Here is a 25,679-nt window from a genome sequence, read left to right on the forward strand (position 1 = left end):
TCCAAGGAGAACGCAATGAAATTTACCAAACCGTTCAAGGGCGTCCCCGACGGGGAGATCTACCCGAAAGATTTCGAGGTGGGTGAGGAATGTCCGGAAGAGCTGGAAGCCGGCGCAGCCGCGCTTGGCGCGATTGATGCTCCCAAGTCGGGCGACAAGAAGCCGGCGAATCCGAAGGAGTAGGTCATGGCGCTGGTCTCTTTAGGGCTCGCGCTGGGGCACCTGCGAGTGGCCGCCGGCGCCGAGGACGAGTTGATCACGCTCTATCTCGAAGGGGCGCAGCAGGCAGCGCTCGACTATCTGAATCGAGCGGTGTTTGCGACGCAGTCGGAACTAGAGGCCGCAAAGCAGGCAGGCACTGCAGGCGACTATCCGATGGTGGTCAATGCCGCGATCAAGGCAGGCATCCTGAAGACTCTTGGCGACCTCTATTGCAACCGGGAGGATTCCGTGGTGGGACTGACAGCTATTGAGTTGCCGCTGACTGCCGTCAAGCTGCTTCGGCCGCATCGCATCACACCGGGGATCTAAGATGCTGAGAGCAGGCTCGCTCAATAAATTGGTCACGATCCAGCGCCCCGCCGCGGGGCAGGACAATACGGGACAGCCTGCCCCGTCGTGGATGGATGTGGGGCAGCCGGTATGGGCCAGCATCCTGCACAAGAGCGGCCTGGAGACGATCAAGGCGGATGCGCCGACGTCGATCGTGCGTGCGAGCATCCGGATTCGGTACCGGACCGACATTGACGCGTCGATGCGCGTGTTACACGGCACGACTGCCTACGAGATCAAGGCGGTGATGCCCGACGAGGTACGCCGCCAGTACGTTGACCTGGCATGCGAAATGGTGCCGCCACATGGCTAACTCAGCCGAATCGACCGTCTACGCGGCGCTGCGCCACCTGGTGGCAGACCGCGTCTATCCGGATGTCGCGCCGGATGGAGCGACCCGCCCGTACATCACCTACCAGGCGGTCGGCGGGCAGCCGATGAACATGCTCGACGATCAGGCCGACCTTCAGAACGCCAGGGTGCAAATCAACATCTGGGCAGCGACCCGGGCCGAATGCTCGGACCTGATGCGGCGCGTGATCCGGGCGATGACGGGGGTCCAATCGGCCACCTTCTCGGCGGAGTCCATGACGTGGACGTTAGACCTGGCACAAAACGTTCCAATCGGCGGTCCGGTGAGCCTCTATGAGGCGGATACCAAGCTGCGCGGCTCGCGGCTGGATTTCAGCATCTGGTACTACCCGTGATCGATCCGCAATCTTTTTTTCCACCGCCCGCCTTGCGCGGGCATTTTTTTGTGAGAAGCAATCATGCCAAGTACCGCAATTTCCGCGCAAGGATCGAAGCTGGAAATCTCCAGCACGGCTGGCGCAGCCAAAGCTATCACGGGCATTGCGCTCGGGTCCCCGACCATCTTGACCGCGAGCGGAATCTCAAACGGCGATGTCGTCACGCTTGCCGGCCTGACCGGCGTCGATGCGGCGCTGCTGAACGGCCAGACCGTAGTGGCCAAAAATGTAACGGCCACTACCTTCGCGGTCGACATCAACACGCTCGGCAAAGCGATCACAGCCTCGGGTAACGCCACGCCGCTGAACTGGGTCAAGATCAAGAACCTCCTGAGCTTCAAAGGCTTCGACGGCCAGGCCGGCGAGATCGACACCACCGACCTCGATTCGACCGCCAAGGAAAACATGCCCGGCCTGCAGGACTGGGGCACGTTCACGTTCGACGTGAACAAGGACTTCTCCGACCCCGGCCAGATCGCGGTCGATGCGGCCAAGCGCACGGCCGCCCAGAAGTCCTTCAAGCTCACGATGCCCAACAACAAGACCAAGACCTTCACCGCCTCGGTGAAGAACAGCCCGCTGGAAGGCGCCGTGGATGCCGCGGTGAAGTCGAGCGGCGTGACCCTCCGAATCTCTGGCGACGTGGTAGACGCATAACTATGAACATTCTCTCGAAAGACGCAATCCTCGGCGCGGCCGACATCAAGACCGAGGACGTGTCCGTCCCGGAATGGGGCGGAACGGTACGCGTGGCTGTCATGTCCGGTCGCGCGCGCGATGAGTTCCTCGGCGCAAATGGCGCTACCAAGATGGCATTCAGCGAGTTCCAGGCGCGCGTGCTCGTCTCGACCTTGGTCGACACAGACGGCAAGCTGCTGTTCTCAGCGGAAGACGTCGAGGCGCTTCGTAGCAAGTGCAGGGAGGCGCTGGACCGCGTGTTCGACGTCTCCATGCGCATCAACGCGCTGGGCCCGGCATCGGTGGAGGCGGCAGAAAAAAACTCCGAAGCCGGCCAGAACTCCGGCTCTGGTACCGGCTCGCCCTCGTCCTCGGAAAATCCGTAAAACAGGCCCAGGCTGAAATCGATAGCGCGGAGTTCGTCTATTGGATGGCCTTCGCGCGAATTGAGCCGTTTGGCAGCCACTACGACGACCTGCGCGCCGGCACGATCGCCTCGATGATCGGTAACGTGAATCGGGACGCGAAAAAGCGGTCAGAGCCATTTGGGCCGCTCGATTTCATGTACTGGAACGATTACCACGGCAAAGTAACCGAGGCAGAGCCCATCCTCCTGGAGGATCCGGAGGAGCAGGCGCAACTGATCGATTCGATGATGTTTCCTCGGAGAGAGTGATGGCGCGTAAATCCTTCCAGATCGACAACCCGCAGGCTCTCACTGACGCGCTTCGGGCGTTCGATGACATCGCTAGCGAATCCGTGTTGCGACAGGCGGCGGTAGCCGGTGCGCGCGTGGTCCTGGAAGAGGCCAAGCTGCGCGCCCCCGTGGGCGTCAAGACCTACGAGCGGAAAGGCAAGAAGCACTACCCTGGGTTTCTGCGTGACCACATCCTGATTGCCTATGACGAGCAGGTATCGGTGCCCGGGAAGATTGCCACCTACATCGTGACTTGGTCGAAGGAAGCGTTCTATGGCCGCTTCGTCGAGCACGGCACGTCGAAGATGCCGGCTCAAGGATTTCTGCGGCCGGCATTTGATGCCCGGCGGCGTGACATTGCAGACGCCGTCGACGCCGTCATCCAGACGAAGGTGAAGGAGTTGAGCAATGTCAAATGAGACCGTCGTCCGAGTAACGGCGGACGCGACTGGCTATGAGGCTGGGATGGACCGGATGCGCCGCAGTGGCGAGGCGGCTATCGCAGGGCAGGAAGCCTTGGCCAGGCGCATGCAGGCGACTCAGGATGCCATTGCCCAAGCGGCGGAAAATGGTTCGCGGGCAAGTGCGAGGGCTATTACCGAGGTAGTCAATCAGGTGGCGCGAGCATCAGATGCTTATGGCGTCACGAAGCGGCAAGCGCTCGAGCAGAAGGCGGCGGTGATGGGAATCACTGCGGCGATCGCTCCGTACCTGCAGCGAATGGATGAAGTTGACGAGGCCAATCGCCATGCTGCTGAATCCCAAAAGGCATGGAACGCGGAGCAAGCAAAGGCGCAATCCAATCAGAACTTCCTCGCGTCGATCAGGACCCGCGCCGATACCGCTGGTATGTCGGACATCGATCGCATCGAGCATGAGGCGAGCAAGCGAGGCGTTGGATCGGATGCCGCACCGCACATTGCTCAGATTCGCGCAGCCGAAGCTGCGCTGCGCCAACAGGCCGAAGCGCAGCGCCTACTGAACGCCGAGGAGGCGCGAGCCGCGTCGGGACGTGCTTTTCTAGATTCGCTGGATCAGCGTATTAAGACGTTTGGCAAGACGACCACAGAGATCCTGGAGATGAAGGCCGCAGAGATGGGTCTTTCCAGCCAGGCCGCCCCCCTGCTTGCTCAGTTGAAGGCGCAGGATGAGCAACTCGGGAAGGTCGGCATCTCGTCACGGCAAACCGCGGCAGCGATGCGCATGATCCCGGCGCAGATGACTGACATCGTGACGCAGCTGGCCGGCGGGCAGAGCCCGCTGCTGATCCTGACGCAGCAGGGTGGGCAGTTGAAGGACATGTTTGGCGGGGTGCGGCCCGCGCTCCAGGCCGTGGGGACGTATATCGCTGCGCTGATCAACCCTGCCACTGTCGCTGCGGCCGCGCTTGCGGTGCTGACCTACGCTGCGTCGACGGGCGCCGGCGAGCAACGCGCCTACGGCCAGGCGCTGCTCATGACGGGCAACCATGCCGGTACCAGCGCGGATCAGATGGCCACCATGGCGGCGCGGATCAGTCAATCCATCGGCACGCAGGCGCAGGCCTCCGAGACCCTGACCAAGATGGCCGAGACGGGCAAGATCGCCGGCGCACAGATGCTGGCGCTCGGTACGGCAGCCGAGGCCATGGAGAAGGCCACCGGTACTGCCGTCGACAAGACCATTAGCCAGTTTGTGCAGCTCGCAGACGAGCCGGTGAAAGCCTCGCTGAAGCTCAATGAGCAGTACCACTACCTGACAAAGGCGGTCTATGACCAGATCGTCGCCCTTGAGGAGCAGGGCAAGAAGGAAGAGGCGGCGGCGCTCGCTCAACGGACCTATGCGGAGGCGATGAAGTCTCGCGCCGACAAGGTGATCGAGAACCTCGGCTACATGGAGCGCGCCTGGAACGCGATCACGGGGGCGGCGAAGGGTGCTTGGGATGCCATGCTGGGCGTCGGCCGTGCGGCGACACTTGATGACATCAAGGCGAAAATCGCGGCAACGATGCGCCAGATCGACGAGTTTGATTCGGGCGGATTCCAATCGACTGATGGTGGGGCGGCGGTCGGCGCCGGGGCGCGCGGACGCGCAAAGGCGTTAAAGGCGCTGCAGGACGACCTGGCAGCGCTTCGCTCGCAGGCTAAGCCGCTGGAGGACGCCGCGGCCAAGCAGCAGGTGGACGCCGAGAAGCAGCGCCAGCAGGACGTCATGATTGCCGCGCAGGCCCGCCTGGATGCGCAGAAGAAGGCGACGCGGAGCAAGGCCGAGCAGCGTAAGGACGAGATCGAGCAGCTGGATCGCGATGCCAAGGCCGTGGGCATGGCCGCCGACGAGTATCAGCGCCGACTGGCTTCCATCAACGAGAAGTATAAGGATCCGAAGGGGGCGAAGCCGAAGGCGTATCAGGATGATGCCGCCACACGGTTTCTGCAGCAGCTACGTGAGCAGCAGGCAGCAGATCAGGCCGCCATCGATTCCAGCACCAAGCTGGCGCAGGCCGAGAAACAGCAGGCCGAGTTCCTGCAGAAGATGGCCGACCTGAAGGGCAAGGATATTCTCACGGCGGATCAGAAAAGCTTTCAAGCTCGCCAGGATGAGATCAAGGCCCAGCTCGCCGCCAACGTGGAGACCGAAAGGCAGAAACTGCTGAAAGAGCAGATGGTCAAGCTGGATGAGCGCTCCGCGCAGATCAACGCGCAGATTGCGAATTACCAGCAGGGCCAGAAGGAGCAATACGACCGCCAGCTAGGTGCGATTGGCATGGGTGCCGAGGCGCAGAAAAACGCTGAGGCGGTCAAGTCGATCTACAAGGAATACGAGCGACTCCAGTGGAAAATGGAGGAGGCGACACCGAAGGATCTGCGCGGCGGCAAGGAATACCTCGACGAGCAGGAGAAGATCCGGGCCGGTCTGCAGCAGTCCCTGGCCGACTACGCCGCCTACTACACCGACATCAAAGCGAAGCAGGCTGATTGGTCGAATGGGGCGACCGAAGCGGTGGCCAACTATGTGGAGTCGTCGCGCAACAAGATGGCGCAGGCCAGCGGCGCTTTCACAAGCATGTTCAAGAGCATGGAGGATGGGATCACCAATTTCGCCATGACAGGCCAGATTCGGTTCGGGGATATGGCTAGGTCAATTATTGCGGATCTGATCCGCATCCAGGTGCGTGCGCAAATGTCGGGGCTGTTCCAGATGGGCCTCAGTGCGCTGGGCGGCGCCATCGGCGGCGGATCCATGCTGTCTTCCTTCGGTGGAGCGCAAGGCAGCATGGACGGGGCTGGCACTCCTGTTGACATGATCAACGCTATCGGCATGCAACTGTACTCGCTCGGCGGCTACACCGGCGACGGCGGGAAGTACGAGCCGGCCGGCATTGTGCACCGGGGGGAATGGGTGACCGATGCTGGGACGGTGGCGCGCCCGGGTGTTAAGCAGTTGCTTTCGGCGCTGCCCGGCTACGCCAATGGAGGCTACGTTGGCGACGCTGCGCCGACGCTGTTCGTACCTACATCTTCGGATAATGCCGTTGCGAATCAGTTGCTTAGCAATCCCGGTGAGCGATCGATCACCGTGACCGTGCCTCAAACGATCCATATCGATAGTAGGTCCGACCAGGCGTCGATCCTCCAGGCGATGGCTCGAGCGAAGGACGCCGCTATCGCGGAGATGAAGGCCAACCTGTGGCGAGGTGGTGATATCGAAAGGCTGATGGGGAGATAGCAATGGCAGTACCCGACTGGCCGGTAGGTTTGAGTCCGTCCAAGGCGACATGGGGTTTGCAGTCGAACACGGAGGCATTCACGTCGCCTTTGAATCGGTCAGCTCAGACACTTGAGCGGCCCGGAGCGCGTTGGAAGGTGACGTTGGAGTTTCCGCCGATGAATGAGGGCAAGCGAGGGCGGCTGGAGGGGTTCCTTGCGTCGCTTGGTGGCATGGCCGGCCGCTTTCTGTTGTGGCCGCATCAACGCCCGTCGGCGGCGATACTGTCAACGCCAGGGGATGCGACGCTTGTGCTCGACTTCGTTAAGCAGTCGTATCAGGTGGAGGGGATGCCTGTCGTCAACGGCGCGATTAGCAACTTCAAGCTATTGCCGACGAAGTGGTGGCCGGCCAACACACTGGTGCTGCGCGCGGGTGAGTTTCTATCCGTGGGCGCGGAGTTGAAGATGGTAACGGCGGATGTGACCAGTGATGGGGCAGGACTGGCGTCCATTCCGGTCGCACCCGCCTTTCGAAAGGCGCCGGCAGATCTATCCGTTATTGCGCTTGATAAGCCAAAGGCGCTGATGATGCTCACATCTGACGAGTTCTCTGTTTCGGTGGCGCCAGGCAGGATTTCCGAGTCGGTGGTGATCAGCGCGGTGGAGGCTTGGCAATGACGCGCACGCTAGATGGCGGCACCGTCGCCGCGGTCACCGCCAGCCACGTGCCGTATCTGTTCTTCGTACAGATGGATTTCTCCCAGCCGCTGCGGGTCTGCAGTGCGGGCTATGACGTCAACTGGAGTGGCTTCACGTGGACGGGAATCGGCGCGCTCGGTGCAATCGAGCCGATTCAGGAGCAGGCGAGCCTTGAGGCAATCGGGCTGCGCTTGACGCTGTCGGGCGTTCCCAGCGAGTTTGTGGCGATCTCGCTGGCCGAGCAGTACCAGGGACGGCCCTGCCAGGTATGGTTCGCGCCGCTGCGGGAGGATCTGCAGCTGGCTGTCCAGCCCATCCGGCTGTTCTCGGGACGCATGGACACCATGCCAACGGAAGTTGGAGATACAGCCACGATTACGGTGACGGCCGAGTCCCGGATGGTCACTTGGGGCCGCGCGAAGGTACGCCGCTTCAACAACGAGGACCAGCAGAGCCGATACCCAGGTGACCGGGGATTTGAGTACGTGCCGCAGATGGTGGAGAAGCAGCTTTTGTGGGGAGGGCGCTGATGCAGAGATTGGAAGACTGGCCGACTCGACTTGCCGAGTTCATTGAAGCCCGCCAAGAGCGGGCTTTTTGCTGGGGTGAGAGTGACTGCTGCCTCTTCGTCTGTGATGCGATCGAGGCCATGACCGGCACAGACCCGGGCATGCGCTGGCGCGGCCTCTATGCCAGCGAGAAGGGCGCGCGTCGCGTGCTGCGCGATAACGAAGGCGTAGCCGGCATCGCCACCCTGGTGCTTGGCGCGCCGGTACCGCCGGCGCTGGCCGGCCGCGGTGATGTGGTCTTGGTGGACACCGATCAGGGGCCAGCGCTGGGCGTCTGCCTTGGGGAAACGCTGGCCGCTCAAGGGCCGGATGGCGTTACGTTCATGCCGATGTCGTCCGCAAGGGCGGCATGGCACGTGTGAGGTGAGACATGCCACAGGTTATTCCGCTGGTGGTCTTGGCGGCTGGGACGGTGCTTGGCACGTCGACCCTTGTCATGACCGTCGTTTCGCTGGCAGCGTCGCTTCTGTTTGCCACCCTCTCGAAGAAGTCGGGGGGGTCGCAAAACGGGTTCGCTGGGGAAGCCCAGGGCCGCACGCAGATCGTGCGCTCCAACGTCCAGCCACGCAATATGATCTACGGTCGGGCGATGACTTCGGGCCCGCTGATCTTCGCCGCCAGCACAGACGGCAACGGCAAGGCGAACCAGTTCATGCATCTGGTGATCGCGCTGGCCGACCATGAGTGCGACGCGATCGAGGAGGTGTACCTCGGAGATGACGCGGTCGGCGTACTGGACGGCAACGGCTTTCCCATCGGCGGGAGGTTCCTGAAAGAGTGGAGCGAGTCGAAGACGATCAACTGGCCAATCCCACCGGGGGCGTCTCAGGTCGTCATCAATACTGGTGAGCAGGTCCGCAGCATTACTTCGCTGGTAGCGGTGACACCATCGGAGGGTGAGGACAGTCGGACGGTGGAAACGAGCGTCCCAATCCGCGGGGAGATCGGCGGTGGGCCGACGCACGTTACGGCCAGCGGCATTCCGGAAGGAGCGACGGTCCTGGTGCTGACCTTCGAGACGCGGCGCGCCAAAGCCTATGTGAAGGTGAGGAAGCATCTCGGGCAACCGGATCAAGGCGCCGACGGCGACATGGTGGCAGAGGTGCCAGGCTGGACCTGGGACCATCGCCTGCGCGGCGTCTGCTATCTGTATGTGCGCCTGGAGTTTGACGCCGATCTGTTCCCCAACGGCTTGCCCAACATCAAGGCGGTGGTGAAGGGCCGGCGCGTCTACGATCTGCGCAACGGCACTACGGCGTGGTCGGACAATTGGGCGCTGTGTGTCTACGACTACCTGCGCAACGAGAGCGGTTTCGGCTGCAGCGATAGCGACATCGACTTGGCCAGCGTGATCGCGGCGGCCAATGTGTCCGACGAGTATGTGGCGCTGGGGTCCGGTCAAGGTGATCGGCGCTACCGCTGCAACGGCATCGTGATGTCCGACAAGTCGCCCCGGGACAATCTGTCCGAGTTGACGACCGCCAGCGCCGGCGCGGTGGTGATCTCGGGCGGCGTGTTTCGCGTCTTCGCTGGGGCCTATGACATCCCCACGGTGACGCTGACGGAATCGGACCTGCGTGGCGCGATCAAGGTGCAGCCGCGCATGTCCCGCAAGGACCTGTTTAACGTGGTCAAGGGGACGTTCGTTGATCCGGCCAAGTATTGGCAACCCGGCGACTTCCCGGCGGTCAGGAACGCGCTCTATGCGGCCCAGGATGGGGAGGTGATCGAGCGCGATATTGAACTGCCGTACACCACTGACAGCGTGGCGGCGCAGCGGCTGGCGAAGATCATCCTGGAGCGGTCGCGGCAGGGCATTGTGGTCGAGTTCCCGGCCAAGCTGACGGCGTTCCAGCTCACGGCCTACAGCACGGTGAAGCTGACGCTGGCGAAGTTCGGCTGGACCAACAAGGTCTTCCGCGTGATGTCGTGGAAGATGAGCGCCGACGGCGGCATCGACCTGGTGCTGAACGAGGAGGCCGCCGCGGTCTATGACTGGAACATGGGCAACGCCACGGTGGTGGATCCGGCGCCCGATACCAACCTGCCGAACCCGTTCCAGGTGGAGAGCCTGGGCCAGATCCGCATGGACTCGGGCGAGGACCAGCTGATCGTCAGCCAGAGCGGGGTGGTGACGTCGCGCATCTTGGTGACGTGGCCGGCCGTGCAGGAGGCGTCGCTGGCACAGTCTGGCCGCATCGAGCTGCAGTACAAGCGGGCGGACCAGGCTGACTGGGCGCTGTTGGCGCCGCTGGCGGCCGGCACCACCAGCATCCACATCTCGCCGGTGGAGGACGGCATGCCCTATCAGGTGCGCGGGCGCCTGGTGTCCGCGATCGGCGTGCGCAGCAAGGACTGGACCTATTCGCTGGTTCATACCGTGACGGGAAAGCTGGCGCCGCCCAGGAATCTGACGGGGCTGGCGCTGACCGTCCTGAACGGCCTTGCCAATCTGACATGGGATGTGGCCACCGAACTGGACGTGCGCAACGGCGGTCAGGTGCGGATCCGGCATACAACGGATCTGGTGCAGACGAGTTGGAGCAGCGCGATCGACATCGGCGGCTTCATTGCCGGTGCGGCCAACTCGGCGCAGTTGCCGCTGCTTGAGGGCGCCTACCTGGCGAAGTTCGTCGACTCGACCGGGCACGAGTCGCCGGCGGCGGCCCAGGTGACCACCACGGCGCCGTCGCTGCAGGATCTGAACGTCGTCGCGACGATCACCGAGCATCCGGCGTTCACTGGGGCTAAGAACGGCGTCGTGCTCGACCCGGCAATGAATGGCATCAAGCTGATTGGCGCTGCGCTGATCGACGACCAAGGCCTGAGCGACGCGAGCGGGCAGTGGGACGGCCAGCCGGCCGTCGATGGGCTGGGGCTGATTGACGCCGTGGTGGGTAACGGCGGATGGGGCCTGATCGATTCGCTTGGCGGCATCATCGGCAGCGGCACCTACACCTTTGCCGGGGCGTTGGATCTCGGTGTCGTCGAGAAGTCGCGCCTCACTGCGACGATTGATGCGGTGTCGTTCGACACGGGCGACATGATCGATTTTCGCTACGAGCAGATCGACGCCTGGGAATCGATCGACGGGGGGCGCATCAACGACACGGCGGTATCGCTGTTCGTGCGCACGACGAACGACGACCCCGCCGGCGCGCCGAGCTGGTCACCGTGGCAGCGGTTCTCCATGGGGGACTACGAGGCCCGTGCGTTCCAGTGGCAGGTTGTGCTGGAAAGCGCGTCGTCGACCCACAACGTGGTCGTTACCGGCTTGGCTGTCGGTGTCGACATGCCGGACCGGCGCGACTACGCGCGCGATGTCGTCTCGGCGTCCGGGCCGCAACCGATCACGTTCAGTAAGCCGTTCCGGATCGTGCCTTCCATTGGCATCACTGCGCAGAACGGTGCGCAGGGCGACTACTTCACGGTCACCGGGAAGTCCGAAGCGGGCTTCACCGTCAATTTCTTTACCAGCGCGGGCGTGCCTGTCTCAAGGCGATTCGACTGGTATGCAAACGGCTATTAACTTCGAGAGGTACGCATGCCCCAACACGACATGGATATTGCCAACCAGGCCGGCGCAGCTTTCCGCGCCGACCTGAACGCGGCACTTCAGGCGCTGGCCAGCAATAGCTCCGGGTCGGCGGAGCCAAATCCGAGTTATCCGTATCAGTTCTGGGCCGACTTCGGTACCGGGTACATGAAACAGCGGAACGGCGGAAACACCGCCTGGGTGAAGATTGGTTTCATCGGTGTGACGAACTTCGGGCTGATCCTGCCCGGTGCCATTGTCTTTCACGCAAAGAGCGCTACGCCGACGGGCTACTTGAAATGCAATGGAGCCGCGGTCTCGCGTGCGGCCTACACGGATCTGTTCAATGAGATCGGCACCACCTTCGGTGCTGGCGACGGCTCCACCACGTTCAATCTGCCGGACCTGCGCGGCGAGTTCCTGCGAGGCTGGGACGACAGTCGCGGGGTGGACGCAAGCCGCGTGTTCGGTAGCGCTCAGGGCGATGCCTTCAGAAGTCACACGCACCCATACTCGACAGACTGGGGCAGCAACTACAACTCTGGGCAGTGGATCAACAATGGTTTGTCGGCCGCAGGCGGCGGGATCTGGGGGACGCTGTTGACGGCTACCATCGGCAGCACGGGGGGGACAGAAACTCGCCCTCGCAACGTCTCCTTGCTGGCCATCATCAAGTTCTGAGGAATCCCATGGAAATCTACAACTACCAACCTCTGACGGGCGAGTTTCTCTGCAACGGCGTGGCCGACGAGAATCCGCTGCTGCCCGAGGAACCCATCGTGCCGGGCTACGCCACGCCGACCGCGCCGCCGGCCGCCGCAGAGCGCCGCGCCCGCCTGTACCTGGACCCGACCGGCCGGCCGCCGCAGAACTGGCAGGAGGGCAATTGGACGCTGGTACCGGACTATCGTGCGGTGCCGCTCTTCCGTACAGCGGATGGCTCGCCATTCGTGCTCGGCCAGGAATACACCGGCCTGGGCGATCTGCCGGCGTTCCTGACCGACGAGCCGCGCCCCTCGGCCGCGCACAAATGGGTCAATGAGGAATGGGCCCTGGATGCGGCGCTCGAGGCCGAGCAACTGGCCGCTGCCGCGCGCGCCCAGCGCGATGCGCTGCTGGCGGAGGCCGACCGCCTGATCGCACCGCTGATGGATGGTTTCGTGCTCGAGGAGCTGGACGCCGCCAGTGCGCTGCGCCTGAAGGCGCTGAGCCAATACCGCAAGGACTTGCGCGGGATCCCGACGCAAGCCGGCTTCCCGCGCGTGATCGACTGGCCCACGAAGCCGGAGTAATGCATGCTGGGTAACCGACCCTTTGCCGATCTGATCACCCTCACCAGGGCCACGCCGGGCTGGTGCTACAACGCAGCCGGCTTGCTGGTGCAGGTGCCGGCAAACCAGCCGCGCTTTGACCACGACCCAATCACTCGCGCGCCGCGTGGTTTCCTGCTCGAGAGTGAGTCGAGGACGAATCTGATCACGAACTCGGTGAACTTCGGGCAGGCCGCTAGCGGCTGGAACGTTGGTGGCAATACCACAGTTGCTGTCGGTAGCGGCGCACCGGATGGTGGTCCCACTGCGATTATTCGCAACACGGCCACAGGCTATGCCTACGTGCAGAAGCTCTACACGCCAGTGCAGGGGCAGCCCGTTACGTCGTCGGTCTGGTGGCGCGGAACCACCAAGCCGTCGTTAGGGCAGGTCCTCATGCTCGAGTATCGTGACGCTGCCAATGTCGCACAGCGCGCATACAAGTTCTTTAGCGACGCTGACGTGATAGCAGACGGCAAGTGGCGGCGCTATTCGCTCACAGCGAAACACCTGGGAAGCGACGTGACGCCGTTGGGCGCCTATTTCCTTGTCGATACCGGCGTGGCAAACCTGGAGGGATTCGGGCCGCAGGTTGAGCCTGGCGCGTTCATGACAAGCTATATCCCAACAGGCGCAACACAAGCTACCCGCGCTTACGACGGCGCGAAGGTGCGGATCTTTGGGGACTGGTTTGGCCGAGACCAGGGAACGCTTGTCGTTGAGGCGGAACCCGTGCGCTACACGCCAGTTGCTGAGTTTGATCAGGTTGGGTTCAACGACGGGACTGCGAACAACATCATCTACTCGAGATCGGTGGGTGACCCGACGGCGCAAACGTATGACGGCATTGTTCGACGCGCTGGCATCGGTATTGTGGACTCTCCCAACTACCCCGCGCCTGCCGGTCAGGTGGTCAAGTGCGCCATCACCATGAGCCGGTCGACCGTGGCTGTTTGCATCAATGGCGGCGCAGTTATCGAGTCTGCTGCAGACGCGCCGATCGATCTCGTCGATCGGCTATTTATGGGCGGCAGTGGTGCCGGGCATATCCGCCATGTCCGCTATATCCGACGGCGCCTCTCTGCCCCCGAACAGCAAGCCATCACGGCTTGATCGATCCAACGTACTCGTGCACGTGGCCGCCTCCGGGCGGTCTTCTTATTTTTGGAGAATGAAATGCCAGCTGCCGACCGCTTCGCCAACATGGCGAGGACCATCACGGCGCCCTCGGACGCCTACTTTTCGATTACGCCGAGCGACACGAACGACTTTGCGGAGGTGGCCAACAGCATTCGAGTTGCTTTCCCCGGCGATGTGATGGCCGTGCGAATCGACGGCGTGGTCGTTCCGTTCTACAACTGCCAACCTGGGGAAACACTGCCGATCCGGGCTCGGCGCGTGAACGCGACTGGCACCACGGCTTCCGGGTTGGCGGGTCTATGAGGCTCGGGCTCGGGCTATCGCTGGTCGGCGCCCGGCGCGCCGGCCGATACGACGCGGAGGATCTGTCGCAGGGCACGCTGTTGCTCGACTTTGGCGCCGTCAATGAGCCAACGATGGATCTCGATTTCTCCACCCAAACATACCGGGCCTGGGCAGATGACGCAACGTGGCCATACGGTGTCATCGGCGTCTTCAAAGCAAAGGGATAGACATGCTGGGAAACAGAAATTTCGGTGACCTCGTCACCTTCTCGCGAGCATCTGCCCGTTGGCGCTACAGCAGTGGCGGGGTGCAGGTGCAGGATGCGGCCAACGTTCCGAGCCTGGAATACGACCCGATCACGCGGGCGGTGCGCGGGATGCTGGTGGAAGTGGCAAGCACAAACTTGGTGTGGCCTAGCATGTTCGGCCAGGTGGGGGGTGTTGCCTACTCTGTTGAGCAGGGAAAGCCAAGCGTCTTCGGCGATTCACTAGCCGTGAAATATACCCGCATCGCAACTGGTGACGGGCCGATGTCCCCTGGTGGCGTCATCATTGCGGGTACCGGCAAGCAGTACGTGATGTGGGCCATCGTGGAACAGGTCCCTGGTGCTGGCGCCAGCGTTGTCTTGCGCATGTACCGCACCACGGGCACGCCGACGACCATGGCTAGTGTGGGGCTGAATATGGAGACTGGCGGGGTATCGGATGCGACTAGCATCATCCCGGCATCCCGCGGCGCCGTAAAGTTGGCTGATTCCGGCCCCAATGGCGGCATTGTGTGGATGGTGTGGGTGACTGCCGCGCTGGCTGCTGGCGATACATACGGTTTCTACCCGTACCCGTGCTCGGGCACCACCGTTGGGAACTCGGTCATTGTCCATCACTTCCAGGTTGAGCCAGACGCCTTCTATCCATCGTCGCCGATTCGGACCACCTCGGCCCAAGCCACTCGCGCCGCTGACGATGCACCGATAACCGACTTGAGCAAGATCGGGTTCAATCCAAACGAGGGAACTCTCTTTGCAGAGTTTGCAATTCCCGCAGCTAAACCGGATGCGAACTGGATCCTCGGACTTAAGGGGGCGACGGCAAACGATTCGATTCTGCTTTACGTGACTTCCGCTGGCGCAGTGCGTGCAACGGTGAACGTCGGTGGAGTTCAGCAGGTGGGATTGGGCGGGCCAAGTGTCGCGCTGTATGTGCTGACGCGCGTAGCACTGGCATACAAGGCGAACGATTTTGCGTTGTCGTGCAACGGCAGCGCGGTCGTGACGGCGGCAAGCGGCAACTTGCCTGTGGTCACGCAACTTGGACTTGGCCAGGTTGGCAGTTCAAAGTTGAATGGCTGGATCAACAAAGCCCGCTACATTCCGCGCCGGTATTCCAATGCCGAACTCCAAGCCCTGACCGTGTGAGGTGACCATGTTTCACGACTACTACCTGCGCGGCGTCGACCGCGATACCACGCGCGCCGCGCTTCTGGCGGCCTGCCTGACGGTCGAGACCCTTGGCGAGGACGGCCAGCAGCAGCGCGTGCCGGCGGAGGGCGTCAATATTTCCACCATCGGCACGATCTACAAGGGCGGTGAGTGGGACGCCGAGGGTAATGTCATCACCGCGCCGACGCCGATACCGGGCTGGCACGTGAACCTCCGGCTCGAGCGTCCGCTATCCGCCGGCGAGCGCGATGCGCTGGTCGGCATGCTGGAGGAGCCAGGCCCCGCCACTCCATACAGGGTGTGGGCCGAATGAAACTCTACCTCCGCCCCCTCTGCCTTGTGGTTACCACCAGCCGCTTCATCCCGGCCCGCTTCGACGGCTACACCTTGGGGCCGGTGGTCCTGGTGCGCCCCGGTACCAGCGCCGCGCTGGTGGCGCATGAGCAGGCCCATGCGCGGCAGTTCTGGCGCTGCCTCGGCCTCAATGGCTTGCTCTACCGGGTAAGCCGGCGCTGGCGGTTGCGCCTCGAGCTGGAAGCCTACCGCGCGCAGATCGCGGTGGCCGGCCCGCCGGCGGCGCTGCCGCTGTCGGCCGCGCTTGCCAGCAAGTACGACCTGGGTATTACGCAAGAGGAGGCCTACCGCCTGCTCACGGCCGAGCAAGGGTGAGAGCTTGACGCCCCTTTTGCCACGGGACCAAAGAAGAAAGCCAGGCACCTGGGAGATGGCCTGGCACTCGGTGAAATCTGGCGGATGGACGGAAGACACCGAGTACTTCCAATCTAGGCTTCCTATGCCGATCCGTGTATGTGGCAGCTAACACAACTGCTCCGATGCCAGATGCGCCGGCCTAGATTGGCGCGCGGAAGCCGGCGACGGTGAGGGCACGAAAAAACCGCCAGGCGCGGGCGTGCCTGGCGGGGGGAACCGCCCCGACGGGTCGAATCGGGCAGGGCGGAAATGGAGGGTAGCAGCGCACGCAGGTGAGTATTGTCAACAAATGCAACGAATCAACAGCAGCCCGCCTCGAGCGGGCTTTTCCTTTTCTGGAGCCCAAATGGACCAAAGAACCTTCCAGGCCGCGGCTGGCCTGTCGCCAGCGCTCGCCGCGCGCTGGTGGCCACACGTCGAGCCGGCGCTGTTTGAGTTCGGCATCCTGCAGTCGCAGCGTGTGGCCACATGGATCGCGCAGGTCGGCCACGAATCGCTGGGCTTCTCGCTCACGCGTGAGCTATGGGGGCCGACCCCGGCGCAGATGCGCTACGAGCGCGATTTCTCGGCCGCTTGGCCGCCGGCGGGGAAGACCGACCGGAACCAGAAGCCCTACGAGCTGGGCAACAGCCAGCCGGGCGACGGTAAGCGGTTCATGGGGCGGGGCCTGATCCAGATCACAGGGCGCGGCAACTACCGCGCGTGCGCCGCCGCGCTGGGCATCGATGTCGAGGCGAACCCCGCGCTGCTTGAGAGCGACGCGCTGGCCGCGCGCTCGGCGTGCTGGTTCTGGAAGGTGAAGAACCTGGATGCGCTGGCGGATGCCGGAGCCTTCGAAACGCTCACCCGTCGGATCAACGGCGGTATCAACGGCCTGGCCGACCGGCAACAGCGCTGGGATCGTGCAAAGCAATTCATCAAGGGATAGGGGAGGGTTACATGCAAGACCATGAAAAGAGCTTGGTAATGCTGGTCGCAATGGGCGCGATGATTGCCCTGGGGAAGCTGTTCGTGAGTGATGACCCTTTGACCTTCCGGCTGATCATGGGCCGGGCGCTGCTGGGCGCGGCCACGTCGATGATTGCCGGCGTGGGCCTGATCCAGTTCCCAGACCTACCGCCGCTGGCGCTCTATGGCATTGGCAGCGGCCTGGGCATCATGGGTTCGCAGTACATCGAGGTGTGGTTGAAGCGCAAGCTACGCCAGGGGGCTGGGAAATGATGACCGCGCTCTCGAAAGTCCTGTATCAGCCTGCGCCCGGCTGCCTGTCATTCTGGTGCCCAGGCTGCGGCATCCCCCACACGATCCAGCACGGCGATGGGCCGGGCCCGCGCTGGGACTGGAACGGCGACGCCGAGCGGCCGACCTTCACGCCCAGCGTGCTGGTGACCTGGAGCGAGCCGAGCGGCAACCCGGGCGAGTTCGGCGACCAGCGGAAGAACGTGAAGAAGGCCTGCCACACGTTCGTGACCGATGGCCGGATCCAGTACCTGGGCGATTGCACGCACGCGCTGGCCGGCCAGACGGTGTCAATGGTCGAATTTCCGGAGGGATGGGGATGCTAATGCCGAAGATTCCATGGCGCGCCTGTGGCGTGGCCGCGCTGCTTGGCGGCGTGCTCGCGGTGGTGCTGGCCTACCTGCTGTACTTTGCTCCGCGCGCGGACGCCGCCGCCCAGGCGCTGAAGGCGGCCACCGAGCGCGCCGACCGCGTGCAGGATGCGAACGAGCGTTGCGCCACCGATGTCGAGAAGGCGAACGGCGCTGTCGCGGCGCTGAAGGCGGCAGCGGCCGAGCGCGCGGGCCAGGTCGCTGCGGCGCTGGCGCAGGCCGAGAGCCGCGTCGCGGCGGCGGAGGGCAAGGTTGCCGGCCTGGCGCGCCGGCCACCGGCCAGGCCGGCCGACCTGTGCGGCTCGCTGGACGAGCTGCTGACCGAAGCGATCATGGACCGGAGGGCAGGGCGATGAAGGGCATGCAGGTGGTGCAGGTTGTGCGAAAAACGGCAGGTGGTGCAGGTGAGTCCGCGCCCGCCCGGGCCGCAATCCCAAGCGCTACAAGGCGTTGCGGCAATTTTGCTTGCAAATTAGGCATCGCGGTATCCCTGGTGGTGGCCGGCTGCGCCAGTCCGCCCCAGGTGATCACGCAGACCCGGGCAGTGGAGGTGCCGGTGGCCGTGCCGTGCAGGGTGGAGCCGGTGCCTCGGCCAGCCTGGGCGCTGGATCAGGTCGATCCGGCGGCGGACGTGTTCACGAAGGGGCGGGCGGCGCTGGTGGAGGTGGGCCAGCGCGCGGCATACGAGATCCGGTTGGAGACGGCGGTGGCGGCTTGTCAGTGACGTAATCGCAGGCCCGCGCGCTACTCTGGTTTTTCACGGGCGGAGAGTATGGCATGAATGTCCCGTTCATACCTGCCGGCGAGGCGGCCACTCAACCAACGAAGGGCAAAAAAAGCGGCAACGGTTAGGGCAAATGCAAGCCCAAGCCCGGTTGATTGTGCGACGGGCAGCGGGACCGACGCAGTCCATGGAATGAGCGAAGTGTATTGCACCGAAAAAGCAATTACGATTAGGCAGCCCCCAAATACGTAGTCTGCCTTTTGTGCGGCTAGAGCCTTGGTCATGTGGGGGTTCCAATCCCAGTAAGTGCCAGATAGTTCTGCCATGTTGGCTGGGCTCTGCCTGACAACGCCAACGGCGAAAAATATAGATCCAAGTATGCCGATGCATGCGGACAGAATTTGTAGCGCGAACGAGAGCGTCATATAGGCTATGGTTTTATTTTGCCGTCGTGGTACGTGATGCCCGCGGGGCTGGCTCGGCATCCACCAGCTCGGGCGGGCGGGGCCGCATAAAGCTGCGCGCCCGCTCCGGAACCCGGTAGGTAAGTCGGTCGGTAATCACCGTGCTTGCGGGCCAAGTCCCCGGAAATGGTCCATAAGGTTTCTGTTATAAAGTGTATCTTTAGCCACTAAAATTTCTAGTTGCCATAAACTGTGCGGCGTGTCCACCCTCCTAGGGTCGTAGCATGTCGTTCAGCTCAGGCGGTGCTTTCTTCTCGCAGTTCCTTCCCTCGATACTTTCCGATCTAAAGCGAATCGCCTCTGGCGCCCGGGGGGAAACCTCAGTAGAGGAACTTCAAGCAGAGGCGTGGATCGTTGCTGTGGAACTGGATCAACAGGGGGAGGCGCCGCAGGATCTCATGAGCAAGCTATTTCGTCGCGAAGTCGTGAGTCGGCTATACAACCGGTTTGTGAAGTTTGCCGAAAAACAAATGCGCCATGCTTTTCGGCTTGATGCGGAGAGAGAAGGCGACGATGGTGAGTTGGTTCAGAATGGCGTTCTGTCGCGACTCCAAGCCTCCGAACAGAATGAGCCAGAGGTGGCGCTGGCCCACCGCGAAGATGAGGTAGAGCGGGAAGACTTTTTGCTCGGGCGGTTTTCCGAAGCAGTAGCTTACGTTCGCATATTCAGTCGAAGTGGCCAGACACGCCAGGCCGTCTCCGATCGCCTGGCGATAGCTACCTGTACGCTGCGCCGCCGGTTGGCGAAGGCCGAAATCATGGTCAAGGTCCAGCCTTCCCTCTTTGATGGCATCGTAGCTATTCCGCCCGATTTCGTGCCTGCTGCCGCTAGCGCCAAGCCCCCTTCAATGACGCAAAAGCAGAGAGACGATGCCCGTCGCCGATTCCGTATCCGCCACGGCTTGCTGTTCCCGCGAGCAATGATTCCAGTCCGCGCGGTTGTGGAGTCATTCAATCGTATCCGCGGTGTTACGGCATCTGTGACGTAGCTTGCCTCAATTTATCTAGATAGTCCGCCCAGCGCTGCATGAGGTCGCGGCGTTGATCGAGCCACTGTGTGCGATTGTAGGCGCGCCGCCGGCACTGTCCACATGGCGCCATCGAGATCGAATTCTGCCCATTCCGCTTGGCGCAGCACGGCTGCGTCACCGAGCGGGAACTCGGACTCGAGGAAGATGGTCTCTGGTCGATAGGTTTGGATCGTCATGGTCGAGCCTTATTCGCCGAGAGCCGGAATGCTCCCTTCCTGTGCCAGGATTCGGGGCGAACTCATCTCGCCGGTTTCCTCGTCCACCAGCACCTCGTATGCCGCGACGCCAACGAAACTCGAGGCCATGCCGCTCGCGATGCGGATGGCGCCGACTTCACTAGATGCCTGGCGGATCTCACCGGGCAGGAGCGCGTCGCCCGTGCCTTGGCGGTAGGGCACGACGATGTACTTGATGGTGCGGGTATCGGACATGGTGGCAACTCCGAGCGTTGGTGGGTGCTGCGGAATGTAGCATATGAACTGTATGGATATACAGTGCCTATCGACTTTAGTAGCAATTTCCTGTGGCGGTAGCACTATTAGAATGCTGCAGCCGGGATCTGATTGCTACCAAATTTGCTACCGCGCAGCCAGAGTTACCCGGAGAGCCTTATAAAATAAGGCATCCAAAATTTCTTCCGTCCAATTTATAATCGGACGCTTGGACATAGGAGCACGCATGTTGAAGGTGGAGCCGATTCCCGCATTCCAGGATAACTATATCTGGGCTATCCACGACGGTCACTGTGCCGCGGTGGTGGACCCGGGCGAAGCCGCGCCGGTCGAAGCCTTCCTGGCGCACGCGGGGCTGGCCCTGGGCGCTATTGTAATCACCCATCATCACGGCGATCACCAGGGCGGGGTGGCCGAGCTGCTGGCGGCGCATCCCACTGCGCCGGATGGCGCGCCATTGCCGGTGATCGGCCCGGCGGGCGAACGCATCGGCGGGCGTACCGTGGCGGTGCGGGAAGGCGATACCGTGGACGTGGCGCATCCCGCCCTGCGGCTGAAGGTGCTCGACGTGCCGGGCCACACCGCCGGCCACGTCGCCTATGTGGCGGAGCTGGCCGGCGCCGGTCCGTCCGTGTTCTGTGGCGATACCCTGTTCGCCAGCGGTTGCGGCCGCCTGTTCGAGGGCTCGCCGGCGCAGATGCTGGCGTCGCTGGACAAGCTGGCCGCGCTGCCCGGCGCCACCCGGGTGTATTGCGCGCACGAATATACCCGCAGCAATGTGCGCTTTGCCCGCGCGGTGGAGCCGGACAACCCCGCGCTGGCAGCCTGGGAGGCGCGCGTGGATGCCTTGCGCGCCGCCGGTACGCCCACGGTGCCAACCACGGTCGCGCAGGAGCGTGAGGTCAATCCCTTCCTGCGCTCGCGCGAACCCGCGGTGCGCAAGGCCGTGGCCGCCCACGAAGGCGGTCCGGCCGCCAATGACGCGGCGGCCTTTGGCGCGCTGCGTGGCTGGAAAGATAATTTCCGCTAGTTTCCCACCGCCGACTCTGTGGCTGCAGCACCCGCAAACCTCGGTGCCGCTAGCCGATGGCGGCGATTTTCATGTGCCTGATGCTGACCTGCCGGCCGGGGATCCCCACCGTCGGAGGGAGAATTTCATTGACGCGAAAGCCGGTTTTTCATAGCATCAGGCAAATTTTTAGCGTCACGATTTGAGAACTTAATGAAAATTGGTCGATTACTGGCGGTAGTTGCGTGTGCCGCGCTGCTTGCAGCGTGTGCCAGCACGCCAATGCCGCCTGACGCCACCGACGGCGTCACCGCGACCGCCTCCGCCGCCAAGCCAGCGTATTCCAAGCCCGATCCGCTCAATTCGATCAACAGCGCTGGTGTCATCAACCTCGACCGCGACAGCCTCGACTGGCTGCGCGGGCCGTCGAGCGACATCTGGGACCGCATTCGCCGCGGTTTCGCCATGCCGGACCTGGAAGGCACGCTGGTTGACGATCGCACGCAGTGGTACGCGCAGCGGCCGGAATACATGGAACGGATGGTGGGGCGCTCGAGCCGCTACCTCTATCACATCGTCGAGGAGCTGGAGCGCCGCAAGATGCCCACCGAGCTGGCGCTGCTGCCGTTCGTGGAAAGCGCCTTCAATCCGCAGGCGGAATCCACCGCCAAGGCGGCCGGCATGTGGCAGTTCATTCCCAGCACGGGCAAGTCGTACAACCTGAAGCAGAACATGTTCCGCGACGAGCGGCGCGATGTGCTGGCTTCGACCGACGCGGCGCTGGACTACCTGCAGCGGCTGTACGACATGTTCGGCGACTGGCAGCTGGCGCTGGCGGCGTACAACTGGGGCGAAGGCGCGGTCTCGCGCGCCATCGCGCGCAACCAGGCGCGCGGGCTGCCGACCGACTACGCCAGCCTGAACATGCCTAACGAGACACGTTATTACGTGCCCAAGCTGCAGGCGGTCAAGAACATCATTGCCAATCCCCAGCTGTACGGGGTGAAGCTGCCGGATATTCCCGACCACCCGTACTTCGTCACCGTGACCACGTCCCGCGATATCGACGTGTCGCTGGCGGCCAAGCTCGCCAATCTGCCGCTCGACGAGTTCAAGGCGCTCAATCCGTCCTTCAACCGGCCAGTGATCCTGGGCGCGGCCAATCCGCAGATCCTGCTGCCCTTCGACAACGCCGAGCGCTTCCAGTACAACCTGAACACGTACCGGGGCGGCCTGTCGAGCTGGACCGCGGTGACAGTGGATAACCGCGAGCGCATCGAAGCGCTCGCGGCGCGGCTGAATATCGACGCCGACACCATCCGGGAGATCAACCGCATTCCCAAGGGCATGCGGCTCAAGGCCGGCTCTACCGTGGTGGTGCCGCGCTCGGAGGAGCGCAACCAGGACATCAGCGCCACGCTGGCGGAGAGCGCCACGCTGGCCATGGAGCCCGATGTGCCGGATGCGCGCCGCCTGGTAGTGCGGGCCGGCAGGCGCGATACGGTGGCTTCGGTGGCGCATCGCTACGGCGTTTCGCCGGGCCAGGTGCAGTCCTGGAACAAGCTCTCCGGGACCAAGCTGGTGGCGGGCCAGAGCCTGGTGCTGATGGTGCCGGCGGGTTCGGCCGCGGCCCGGATGGCCAGTGCGCCGCCGGCCCCGTCCACCGCCTCGGCCCTGGTCCCGACCCGTGCGGAGCGGCCCGAAGTGGTGCGGGCATCCGCCAAGGGGCGCGCGGGCGCACGCCAGCGCGTCACGGTGGAGGCCGCGCCGCACAAGATGGCCGCCGGCAAGGGGACGGCCAAGGCGGCGCCGGTTGTCAAGGCCAGTGCCAAGCCGGCGGGGAGGTCCGCAGGAAGTTCGTCGGGTGGCCCTGCCAAGGCTGCGGGCAAGAAGGCGCATACGCGCTGATCCTCCGCGCAGGTTGAGCCAGATCAAGGGGCGTGCCGTGGCACGCCCTTTTTTGCTGGCGCGCGGGCGGCGGGTAAGCCTTGCGTAAGGCGGCATGCCCAGACTTTGCGGGAACAGCCGGCCGGTGCCGGGCCTGCCTGTGCCCATGCGCGCCGAGGTGGCAAACTGATGCCGATGCCCATCGCGGGATTTCGCTGCGGTGGCGGACAGCCGCCCGCGGACCACGGCCGCCATAGGGCGCAACGACACAGATCACCGACAACCAGATCGCAAACTAGCCGCATCCAAGCGGAGGAGACACGCCATGACGGCCACCCGTGCCCTGCACGCCCGCTCGCTGAGCGACCCCGAAGGCTTTTGGGCCGAACAGGCTCGCCGCATCGATTGGGAGACCCCGTTCGAGACCGTGCTGGACGACAGCCGCGCGCCATTCACCCGCTGGTTCGTGGGCGGGCGCACCAATCTCTGCCATAACGCCGTCGACCGCCACCTGGCCGCGCGCGCGGATCAGCCGGCGCTGATCTATGTGTCGACCGAGACCGGCCAGCACCGCACCTACAGCTACGCCGAACTGCACGACGAGGTCAACCGCATGGCGGCGATCCTGCAGCAGCTGGGCGTGGTCAAGGGCGACCGCGTGCTGATCTACATGCCGATGATTCCCGAGGCCGCGTTCGCCATGCTGGCCTGCGCGCGCATCGGCGCCATTCACTCGGTGGTGTTCGGCGGTTTTGCCTCGGTCAGCCTGGCGGCGCGCATCGACGACGCGCAGCCGCGCGTGATCGTCAGCGCCGACGCCGGCTCGCGGGGCGGCAAGGTGGTGCCCTACAAGCCGCTGCTCGACGAGGCGGTGAACCTCGCCGCGCACAAGCCCGAGCGCGTGCTGCTGGTCGACCGCCAGCTGGCGCCGATGGCGCTGACGGCGGGGCGCGACCAAGACTACGCGGCCTGGCGCGAGCGTGTGGGCGCGGCGCGTGTGCCATGCGTATGGCTGGAGTCGAGCGAGCCATCCTATGTGCTCTACACCTCGGGCACGACCGGGAAACCCAAGGGCGTGCAGCGCGACACCGGCGGCTATGCCGTGGCGCTGGCGGCGTCCATGGACTATATCTTTTGCGGCAAGGCTGGCGACACCATGTTCTCCAGCTCCGATATCGGCTGGGTGGTGGGGCATAGCTACATCGTCTACGGGCCGCTGCTGGCCGGCATGGCCACGCTGATGTACGAAGGCACGCCGGTTCGTCCGGACGGCGGCATCCTCTGGCAACTGGTGGAGCAGTACCGCGTGAACATCATGTTCAGCGCGCCTACCGCCATCCGCGTGTTGAAGAAGCAGGACCCGGCCTGGCTGACGCGCTACGATCTCTCCAGCCTGCGGCTGCTGTTCCTGGCCGGCGAGCCGCTCGACGAGCCCACCGCCGACTGGATCCAGCAGGGCATCGGCAAGCCGGTGGTGGACAACTACTGGCAGACCGAAACGGGCTGGCCGATCATCGCCATCCAGCGCGGCATCGATCCGCTGCCGGCCAAGCTGGGGTCGCCGGGCGTGCCGGTCTATGGCTACGACCTGAAGATCGTCGACGAGGCCACCGGCGCCGAGTGCCCGCCGGGGCAGAAGGGCGTGGTCGCCATCGACGGGCCGTTGCCGCCGGGCTGCATGAGCACGGTGTGGGGAGATGACGATCGCTTCGTCAAGACCTACTGGACCGGCGTGCCGGGTCGCCGCTGCTATTCCACCTTCGACTGGGGCGTGCAGGACGAGGATGGATATATCTTTATACTTGGCCGTACCGACGACGTGATCAATGTGGCGGGCCACCGGCTCGGCACGCGCGAGATCGAAGAGAGCATCTCGTCGCATGCCGCCGTGGCCGAGGTGGCGGTGGTGGGGGTGCACGATGCGCTCAAGGGCCAGGTGGCGATGGCATTCGCGATCGTGCGCGACGCCGGCCGCATCGCCACCCAGGCCGACCGGATCGCGCTGGAAGGCGAGGTGCTGAAGACCGTCGACCGGCAGCTGGGCGCCGTGGCGCGGCCGGCGCGCGTGTTCTTCGTCAATGCGCTGCCCAAGACCCGCTCCGGCAAGTTGTTGCGCCGCGCCATGCAGGCGGTGGCGGAAGGGCGGGATCCCGGCGACCTGACGACCATCGAGGATCCCACCGCGCTGGCACAGCTGCAGGAGGCGATGCAGGGCTGAAGTCCATACCGGCCGCCTGAACCGCAGTTAGCCGCCGCACCGCCGATCGGCGGGCGCGGCGAAGACGCTTGTGCCGGGGAAGGCGCGCATTGCGCCGCGGCAGAGATTGTCCTTGCCAGCCGGCCTGATGCGGACTAATATTTTAAGTATCAAATATTTAAGCATGATCTAGATGCGCTTTCGCGCATCGCATGTGCCGGCCGGATCCCACGGCAATTGGCGCCGGACCGGCGCG

Annotated in this window: 32 protein-coding genes; 30 read left to right on the forward strand and 2 right to left on the reverse strand. The window is 63.8% G+C overall.

Annotated features, from left to right (window positions below):
- The first annotated feature begins 15 nt into the window (after positions 1 to 15).
- From AC3FOF_RS05090 to AC3FOF_RS05215, 26 genes are all read left to right on the forward strand, one after another.
- Positions 16 to 183, forward strand: a complete 168-nt coding sequence (locus AC3FOF_RS05090; RefSeq protein ID WP_488725977.1) for a hypothetical protein — start codon at positions 16 to 18, stop codon at positions 181 to 183.
- A gap of 3 nt (positions 184 to 186) precedes the next feature.
- A complete protein-coding gene (locus AC3FOF_RS05095; RefSeq protein ID WP_488725978.1) occupies positions 187 to 531 on the forward strand; it encodes a head-tail connector protein in 345 nt (114 codons plus the stop codon).
- 1 nt (position 532) lies between these two features.
- Positions 533 to 865: a phage head closure protein gene (locus AC3FOF_RS05100; protein WP_488725979.1), complete on the forward strand. Its 333-nt coding sequence runs from the start codon at positions 533 to 535 to the stop codon at positions 863 to 865.
- Positions 858 to 1,259, forward strand: coding sequence for a DUF3168 domain-containing protein (locus AC3FOF_RS05105; protein WP_488725980.1), 402 nt, complete (start codon positions 858 to 860; stop codon positions 1,257 to 1,259). Before AC3FOF_RS05100 ends, AC3FOF_RS05105 begins: the two co-directional genes overlap by 8 nt.
- Positions 1,260 to 1,322: 63 nt before the next feature.
- Positions 1,323 to 1,958 (forward strand): phage tail tube protein, encoded by a 636-nt coding sequence (locus tag AC3FOF_RS05110; RefSeq protein ID WP_488725981.1) that lies wholly within the window; start codon positions 1,323 to 1,325, stop codon positions 1,956 to 1,958.
- 2 nt (positions 1,959 to 1,960) lie between these two features.
- Complete coding sequence (locus AC3FOF_RS05115; protein WP_488725982.1) at positions 1,961 to 2,365, forward strand: hypothetical protein; 405 nt, start codon at positions 1,961 to 1,963, stop codon at positions 2,363 to 2,365.
- Positions 2,366 to 2,382: 17 nt separating this feature from the next.
- Entirely contained in the window at positions 2,383 to 2,655 is a 273-nt protein-coding gene (locus AC3FOF_RS05120) for a phage tail assembly protein T (RefSeq protein ID WP_488726118.1), read from the forward strand.
- Positions 2,655 to 3,095, forward strand: coding sequence for an HK97-gp10 family putative phage morphogenesis protein (locus AC3FOF_RS05125; protein ID WP_488725983.1), 441 nt, complete (start codon positions 2,655 to 2,657; stop codon positions 3,093 to 3,095). Before AC3FOF_RS05120 ends, AC3FOF_RS05125 begins: the two co-directional genes overlap by 1 nt.
- Positions 3,085 to 6,381, forward strand: coding sequence for a phage tail tape measure protein (locus AC3FOF_RS05130; RefSeq protein WP_488725984.1), 3,297 nt, complete (start codon positions 3,085 to 3,087; stop codon positions 6,379 to 6,381). The genes AC3FOF_RS05125 and AC3FOF_RS05130 overlap by 11 nt, the downstream gene beginning before the upstream one ends.
- A gap of 2 nt (positions 6,382 to 6,383) precedes the next feature.
- A complete protein-coding gene (locus tag AC3FOF_RS05135) occupies positions 6,384 to 7,040 on the forward strand; it encodes a hypothetical protein (protein ID WP_488725985.1) in 657 nt (218 codons plus the stop codon).
- On the forward strand, positions 7,037 to 7,591 hold the full coding sequence (locus tag AC3FOF_RS05140; protein ID WP_488725986.1) for a hypothetical protein: 555 nt from the start codon (positions 7,037 to 7,039) through the stop codon (positions 7,589 to 7,591). The genes AC3FOF_RS05135 and AC3FOF_RS05140 overlap by 4 nt, the downstream gene beginning before the upstream one ends.
- A complete protein-coding gene (locus tag AC3FOF_RS05145) occupies positions 7,591 to 7,992 on the forward strand; it encodes a DUF6950 family protein (protein WP_488725987.1) in 402 nt (133 codons plus the stop codon). Before AC3FOF_RS05140 ends, AC3FOF_RS05145 begins: the two co-directional genes overlap by 1 nt.
- An 8-nt stretch (positions 7,993 to 8,000) precedes the next feature.
- Positions 8,001 to 11,159 (forward strand): phage tail protein, encoded by a 3,159-nt coding sequence (locus AC3FOF_RS05150; RefSeq protein ID WP_488725988.1) that lies wholly within the window; start codon positions 8,001 to 8,003, stop codon positions 11,157 to 11,159.
- 15 nt (positions 11,160 to 11,174) lie between these two features.
- Entirely contained in the window at positions 11,175 to 11,846 is a 672-nt protein-coding gene (locus AC3FOF_RS05155; RefSeq protein WP_488725989.1) for a tail fiber protein, read from the forward strand.
- Between the two features lie 8 nt (positions 11,847 to 11,854).
- Positions 11,855 to 12,457: a phage tail assembly chaperone gene (locus AC3FOF_RS05160; RefSeq protein ID WP_488725990.1), complete on the forward strand. Its 603-nt coding sequence runs from the start codon at positions 11,855 to 11,857 to the stop codon at positions 12,455 to 12,457.
- A gap of 3 nt (positions 12,458 to 12,460) precedes the next feature.
- Positions 12,461 to 13,588: a phage head spike fiber domain-containing protein gene (locus AC3FOF_RS05165; RefSeq protein WP_488725991.1), complete on the forward strand. Its 1,128-nt coding sequence runs from the start codon at positions 12,461 to 12,463 to the stop codon at positions 13,586 to 13,588.
- Positions 13,589 to 13,651: 63 nt separating this feature from the next.
- The gene (locus tag AC3FOF_RS05170) at positions 13,652 to 13,918 is read left to right on the forward strand and encodes a spike base protein, RCAP_Rcc01079 family (RefSeq protein WP_488725992.1); all 267 of its coding nucleotides are present in this window, start codon (positions 13,652 to 13,654) and stop codon (positions 13,916 to 13,918) included.
- Positions 13,915 to 14,127: a hypothetical protein gene (locus AC3FOF_RS05175; RefSeq protein ID WP_488725993.1), complete on the forward strand. Its 213-nt coding sequence runs from the start codon at positions 13,915 to 13,917 to the stop codon at positions 14,125 to 14,127. Before AC3FOF_RS05170 ends, AC3FOF_RS05175 begins: the two co-directional genes overlap by 4 nt.
- A gap of 2 nt (positions 14,128 to 14,129) precedes the next feature.
- Positions 14,130 to 15,314 (forward strand): phage head spike fiber domain-containing protein, encoded by a 1,185-nt coding sequence (locus tag AC3FOF_RS05180; RefSeq protein WP_488725994.1) that lies wholly within the window; start codon positions 14,130 to 14,132, stop codon positions 15,312 to 15,314.
- A 7-nt stretch (positions 15,315 to 15,321) separates the two neighbouring features.
- Positions 15,322 to 15,651 (forward strand): hypothetical protein, encoded by a 330-nt coding sequence (locus AC3FOF_RS05185; protein WP_488725995.1) that lies wholly within the window; start codon positions 15,322 to 15,324, stop codon positions 15,649 to 15,651.
- Positions 15,648 to 16,007, forward strand: a complete 360-nt coding sequence (locus tag AC3FOF_RS05190; protein WP_488725996.1) for a hypothetical protein — start codon at positions 15,648 to 15,650, stop codon at positions 16,005 to 16,007. The genes AC3FOF_RS05185 and AC3FOF_RS05190 overlap by 4 nt, the downstream gene beginning before the upstream one ends.
- 388 nt (positions 16,008 to 16,395) lie before the next feature.
- Positions 16,396 to 16,977, forward strand: a complete 582-nt coding sequence (locus AC3FOF_RS05195) for a glycoside hydrolase family 19 protein (protein WP_488725997.1) — start codon at positions 16,396 to 16,398, stop codon at positions 16,975 to 16,977.
- A gap of 11 nt (positions 16,978 to 16,988) precedes the next feature.
- On the forward strand, positions 16,989 to 17,270 hold the full coding sequence (locus tag AC3FOF_RS05200; RefSeq protein WP_488725998.1) for a phage holin family protein: 282 nt from the start codon (positions 16,989 to 16,991) through the stop codon (positions 17,268 to 17,270).
- Positions 17,267 to 17,614, forward strand: a complete 348-nt coding sequence (locus AC3FOF_RS05205) for a ubiquitination-like system serine protease family protein (RefSeq protein ID WP_488725999.1) — start codon at positions 17,267 to 17,269, stop codon at positions 17,612 to 17,614. The genes AC3FOF_RS05200 and AC3FOF_RS05205 overlap by 4 nt, the downstream gene beginning before the upstream one ends.
- Positions 17,614 to 18,015 (forward strand): hypothetical protein, encoded by a 402-nt coding sequence (locus AC3FOF_RS05210; protein ID WP_488726000.1) that lies wholly within the window; start codon positions 17,614 to 17,616, stop codon positions 18,013 to 18,015. Before AC3FOF_RS05205 ends, AC3FOF_RS05210 begins: the two co-directional genes overlap by 1 nt.
- Entirely contained in the window at positions 18,012 to 18,383 is a 372-nt protein-coding gene (locus AC3FOF_RS05215; RefSeq protein WP_488726001.1) for a hypothetical protein, read from the forward strand. Before AC3FOF_RS05210 ends, AC3FOF_RS05215 begins: the two co-directional genes overlap by 4 nt.
- Before the next feature lie 20 nt (positions 18,384 to 18,403).
- Here the strand turns inward: AC3FOF_RS05215 and AC3FOF_RS05220 are convergent, their stop codons facing one another.
- Entirely contained in the window at positions 18,404 to 18,667 is a 264-nt protein-coding gene (locus tag AC3FOF_RS05220; protein ID WP_488726002.1) for a hypothetical protein, read from the reverse strand.
- A 404-nt stretch (positions 18,668 to 19,071) separates the two neighbouring features.
- Here AC3FOF_RS05220 and AC3FOF_RS05225 point away from each other — a divergent pair, with 404 nt between their 5' ends.
- On the forward strand, positions 19,072 to 19,836 hold the full coding sequence (locus tag AC3FOF_RS05225; protein ID WP_488726003.1) for a hypothetical protein: 765 nt from the start codon (positions 19,072 to 19,074) through the stop codon (positions 19,834 to 19,836).
- A gap of 227 nt (positions 19,837 to 20,063) precedes the next feature.
- On the opposite strand, the gene AC3FOF_RS05230 is transcribed toward AC3FOF_RS05225, so the two are convergent.
- A complete protein-coding gene (locus AC3FOF_RS05230; protein WP_488726004.1) occupies positions 20,064 to 20,309 on the reverse strand; it encodes a hypothetical protein in 246 nt (81 codons plus the stop codon).
- Between the two features lie 247 nt (positions 20,310 to 20,556).
- Here AC3FOF_RS05230 and gloB point away from each other — a divergent pair, with 247 nt between their 5' ends.
- From gloB to AC3FOF_RS05245, 3 genes are all read left to right on the forward strand, one after another.
- Positions 20,557 to 21,360, forward strand: a complete 804-nt coding sequence (gene gloB / locus AC3FOF_RS05235; RefSeq protein ID WP_276265092.1) for a hydroxyacylglutathione hydrolase — start codon at positions 20,557 to 20,559, stop codon at positions 21,358 to 21,360.
- A gap of 192 nt (positions 21,361 to 21,552) precedes the next feature.
- Positions 21,553 to 23,247 carry a transglycosylase SLT domain-containing protein gene (locus tag AC3FOF_RS05240; RefSeq protein ID WP_488726005.1) on the forward strand — a complete coding sequence of 565 codons (1,695 nt, stop codon included), beginning with the start codon at positions 21,553 to 21,555 and terminating at the stop codon, positions 23,245 to 23,247.
- 199 nt (positions 23,248 to 23,446) lie between these two features.
- The gene (locus tag AC3FOF_RS05245) at positions 23,447 to 25,444 is read left to right on the forward strand and encodes a propionate--CoA ligase (RefSeq protein WP_488726006.1); all 1,998 of its coding nucleotides are present in this window, start codon (positions 23,447 to 23,449) and stop codon (positions 25,442 to 25,444) included.
- Positions 25,445 to 25,679: the final 235 nt, after the last annotated feature.

This window comes from Cupriavidus sp. 96C5-1 (assembly GCF_057798855.1).

Bases quoted from the DNA above. Each gene is read 5' to 3' on its own strand.
- AC3FOF_RS05130 (WP_488725984.1), top strand. From the start codon at position 3,085: ATGTCAAATGAGACCGTCGTCCGAGTAACGGCGGACGCGACTGGCTAT.
- AC3FOF_RS05110 (WP_488725981.1), top strand. From the start codon at position 1,323: ATGCCAAGTACCGCAATTTCCGCGCAAGGATCGAAGCTGGAAATCTCC.
- AC3FOF_RS05125 (WP_488725983.1), top strand. From the start codon at position 2,655: ATGGCGCGTAAATCCTTCCAGATCGACAACCCGCAGGCTCTCACTGAC.
- AC3FOF_RS05225 (WP_488726003.1), top strand. From the start codon at position 19,072: ATGTCGTTCAGCTCAGGCGGTGCTTTCTTCTCGCAGTTCCTTCCCTCG.
- AC3FOF_RS05150 (WP_488725988.1), top strand. From the start codon at position 8,001: ATGCCACAGGTTATTCCGCTGGTGGTCTTGGCGGCTGGGACGGTGCTT.
- AC3FOF_RS05105 (WP_488725980.1), top strand. From the start codon at position 858: ATGGCTAACTCAGCCGAATCGACCGTCTACGCGGCGCTGCGCCACCTG.
- AC3FOF_RS05190 (WP_488725996.1), top strand. From the start codon at position 15,648: ATGAAACTCTACCTCCGCCCCCTCTGCCTTGTGGTTACCACCAGCCGC.
- AC3FOF_RS05220 (WP_488726002.1), bottom strand. From the start codon at position 18,667: ATGACCAAGGCTCTAGCCGCACAAAAGGCAGACTACGTATTTGGGGGC.
- AC3FOF_RS05175 (WP_488725993.1), top strand. From the start codon at position 13,915: ATGAGGCTCGGGCTCGGGCTATCGCTGGTCGGCGCCCGGCGCGCCGGC.
- AC3FOF_RS05170 (WP_488725992.1), top strand. From the start codon at position 13,652: ATGCCAGCTGCCGACCGCTTCGCCAACATGGCGAGGACCATCACGGCG.
- AC3FOF_RS05160 (WP_488725990.1), top strand. From the start codon at position 11,855: ATGGAAATCTACAACTACCAACCTCTGACGGGCGAGTTTCTCTGCAAC.
- AC3FOF_RS05095 (WP_488725978.1), top strand. From the start codon at position 187: ATGGCGCTGGTCTCTTTAGGGCTCGCGCTGGGGCACCTGCGAGTGGCC.
- AC3FOF_RS05100 (WP_488725979.1), top strand. From the start codon at position 533: ATGCTGAGAGCAGGCTCGCTCAATAAATTGGTCACGATCCAGCGCCCC.
- AC3FOF_RS05200 (WP_488725998.1), top strand. From the start codon at position 16,989: ATGCAAGACCATGAAAAGAGCTTGGTAATGCTGGTCGCAATGGGCGCG.
- AC3FOF_RS05140 (WP_488725986.1), top strand. From the start codon at position 7,037: ATGACGCGCACGCTAGATGGCGGCACCGTCGCCGCGGTCACCGCCAGC.
- AC3FOF_RS05090 (WP_488725977.1), top strand. From the start codon at position 16: ATGAAATTTACCAAACCGTTCAAGGGCGTCCCCGACGGGGAGATCTAC.
- AC3FOF_RS05115 (WP_488725982.1), top strand. From the start codon at position 1,961: ATGAACATTCTCTCGAAAGACGCAATCCTCGGCGCGGCCGACATCAAG.
- AC3FOF_RS05230 (WP_488726004.1), bottom strand. From the start codon at position 20,309: ATGTCCGATACCCGCACCATCAAGTACATCGTCGTGCCCTACCGCCAA.
- AC3FOF_RS05155 (WP_488725989.1), top strand. From the start codon at position 11,175: ATGCCCCAACACGACATGGATATTGCCAACCAGGCCGGCGCAGCTTTC.
- AC3FOF_RS05145 (WP_488725987.1), top strand. From the start codon at position 7,591: ATGCAGAGATTGGAAGACTGGCCGACTCGACTTGCCGAGTTCATTGAA.
- gloB (WP_276265092.1), top strand. From the start codon at position 20,557: ATGTTGAAGGTGGAGCCGATTCCCGCATTCCAGGATAACTATATCTGG.
- AC3FOF_RS05205 (WP_488725999.1), top strand. From the start codon at position 17,267: ATGATGACCGCGCTCTCGAAAGTCCTGTATCAGCCTGCGCCCGGCTGC.
- AC3FOF_RS05185 (WP_488725995.1), top strand. From the start codon at position 15,322: ATGTTTCACGACTACTACCTGCGCGGCGTCGACCGCGATACCACGCGC.
- AC3FOF_RS05180 (WP_488725994.1), top strand. From the start codon at position 14,130: ATGCTGGGAAACAGAAATTTCGGTGACCTCGTCACCTTCTCGCGAGCA.
- AC3FOF_RS05210 (WP_488726000.1), top strand. From the start codon at position 17,614: ATGCCGAAGATTCCATGGCGCGCCTGTGGCGTGGCCGCGCTGCTTGGC.
- AC3FOF_RS05195 (WP_488725997.1), top strand. From the start codon at position 16,396: ATGGACCAAAGAACCTTCCAGGCCGCGGCTGGCCTGTCGCCAGCGCTC.
- AC3FOF_RS05240 (WP_488726005.1), top strand. From the start codon at position 21,553: ATGAAAATTGGTCGATTACTGGCGGTAGTTGCGTGTGCCGCGCTGCTT.
- AC3FOF_RS05135 (WP_488725985.1), top strand. From the start codon at position 6,384: ATGGCAGTACCCGACTGGCCGGTAGGTTTGAGTCCGTCCAAGGCGACA.
- AC3FOF_RS05165 (WP_488725991.1), top strand. From the start codon at position 12,461: ATGCTGGGTAACCGACCCTTTGCCGATCTGATCACCCTCACCAGGGCC.
- AC3FOF_RS05215 (WP_488726001.1), top strand. From the start codon at position 18,012: ATGAAGGGCATGCAGGTGGTGCAGGTTGTGCGAAAAACGGCAGGTGGT.